This is a genomic window from Thiolinea disciformis DSM 14473 (assembly GCF_000371925.1).
GTDB classification, from domain to species: Bacteria; Pseudomonadota; Gammaproteobacteria; order Thiotrichales; family Thiotrichaceae; genus Thiolinea; species Thiolinea disciformis.
In genome coordinates, this window is record NZ_AQVE01000064.1 from 1 (window position 1) to 1,600 (window position 1,600).

2 protein-coding genes are annotated in these 1,600 nt (G+C 68.8%); both read left to right on the top strand.

Annotated elements, in window-relative coordinates:
• On the top strand, positions 1 to 1,248 hold the full coding sequence (locus tag A3IE_RS0119385; protein WP_020397262.1) for an IS256 family transposase: 1,248 nt from the start codon (positions 1 to 3) through the stop codon (positions 1,246 to 1,248).
• A gap of 142 nt (positions 1,249 to 1,390) precedes the next feature.
• Positions 1,391 to 1,600, top strand: a 210-nt coding sequence (locus A3IE_RS22650; protein ID WP_157832931.1) for an alpha/beta fold hydrolase, incomplete at its 3' end; no start/stop codon positions are given.

Consider the following 1,600-nt stretch of genomic DNA (forward strand, 5'->3'; position numbering starts at 1 on the left):
ATGACCGCTCCACACATTGTCGACCCTGAACGCCTGCTGCGCGAAGCTCTCGGGGAGGCCTCCCCAGACCTGTTGCGCCACCTGCTGCAGACCGTGATCAACGCACTGCTCTCCGCCGACGCGGACGCGGTCTGCGGCGCCGAGTACGGCCAGGCCTCCCAGAGCCGTACCGCACAGCGCAACGGCTACCGGCACCGACCCCTGGACACCCGCGCCGGCACGATCGATGTGGCCATCCCCAAACTCCGGGCCGGCACGTACTTCCCCGAATGGCTCCTCGAGCGCCGCAAACGGGCCGAGTCCGCACTGATCACCGTGGTCGCGGACTGCTACCTGGCCGGGGTCTCGACCCGGCGCATGGACAAGCTCGTACGTCAGCTCGGCATCGACTCGCTCTCGAAGTCCCAGGTCAGCCGGATGGCACAGGAGTTGGACGAGCACATCGAGGCTTTCCGTCACCGGCCGCTGGGCGAGGCCGGCCCGTTCGTGTTCCTCGCCGCCGACGCCCTGACCATGAAGGTGCGTGAGGGCGGGCGTGTGGTCAACGCGGTGGCCATGGTCGCCACCGGGGTCAACGCGGACGGGCGCCGCGAGGTCCTCGGGCTGAGGGTGGCCACCACGGAGTCCGGGGCGGGGTGGAACGAGTTCTTCGCGGACCTGGTGGCCCGGGGGCTGGCCGGGGTGGCACTGGTGACCTCGGACTCCCATCGCGGCCTCGTGGAAGCAGTGGCGGCGAACCTGCCCGGGGCCGTGTGGCAACGCTGCCGCACCCATTACGCGGCGAATCTGATGGCCGTGACCCCGAAGAGCATGTGGCCGGCGGTGAAGGCCATGCTGCACAGCGTGTATGACCAGCCCGACGGGCCGGCCGTGCACGCCCAGTTCGAGCGCCTGTTGGACTACGTGCAGGACAGGTTGCCCGCGGTGGCCGCCCACTTAGACGCCGCTCGACAGGACATCCTCGCGTTCACCTCGTTCCCGAGGGACGTGTGGTGCCAGATCTGGTCGAACAACCCCGCCGAGCGGCTGAACCGGGAGATCCGGCGACGCACGGACGCGGTAGGGATCTTCCCGAACCGGGATGCCGTGGTGCGCCTGGTCGGGGCCGTGCTGGCCGAGCAGACAGATGAATGGGCCGAAGGCCGCCGGTATCTCGGCCTGGAACTGCTCGCCCGGTGCCGTGAGCCCCTGACCACGGAGCAAGAGACCGTGATGAGCACGGAGGTGATGCCGACCCTGCAGACCTGACAGGTACAAGCCCCCTACAACCTCGAAGACGGTTACACCACTTCCAGGGACTTGACCTCATGCCCTCCTACACCTAGCGTGAGGAGGAAGCGGCGGCCGAGCGCCGCCGTCGTCCCCCGAGAGCACAGGAAGGCATGCGCACATGACCCTCATGCAGATCCCCACGGACCACGGCACGATCGGGCTGAACGTGGAGGAGTCCGGCCATGGGCGCCCCGTGGTCCTCATCCACGGCTGGCCGCTGACCCTCGACTCCTGGAAGGACCAGGTCGCAGCCCTGTCCCCGCACTATCGCGTGATCACCTACGACCGGCGCGGCTTCGGCGCCTCGGAGAAGCCCGCCGGCGGCTAC

What these genes read in the sequence shown, in the direction of transcription:
- A3IE_RS0119385 (WP_020397262.1), top strand. Translation starts at nt 1, where the DNA reads ATGACCGCTCCACACATTGTCGACCCTGAACGCCTGCTGCGCGAAGCT.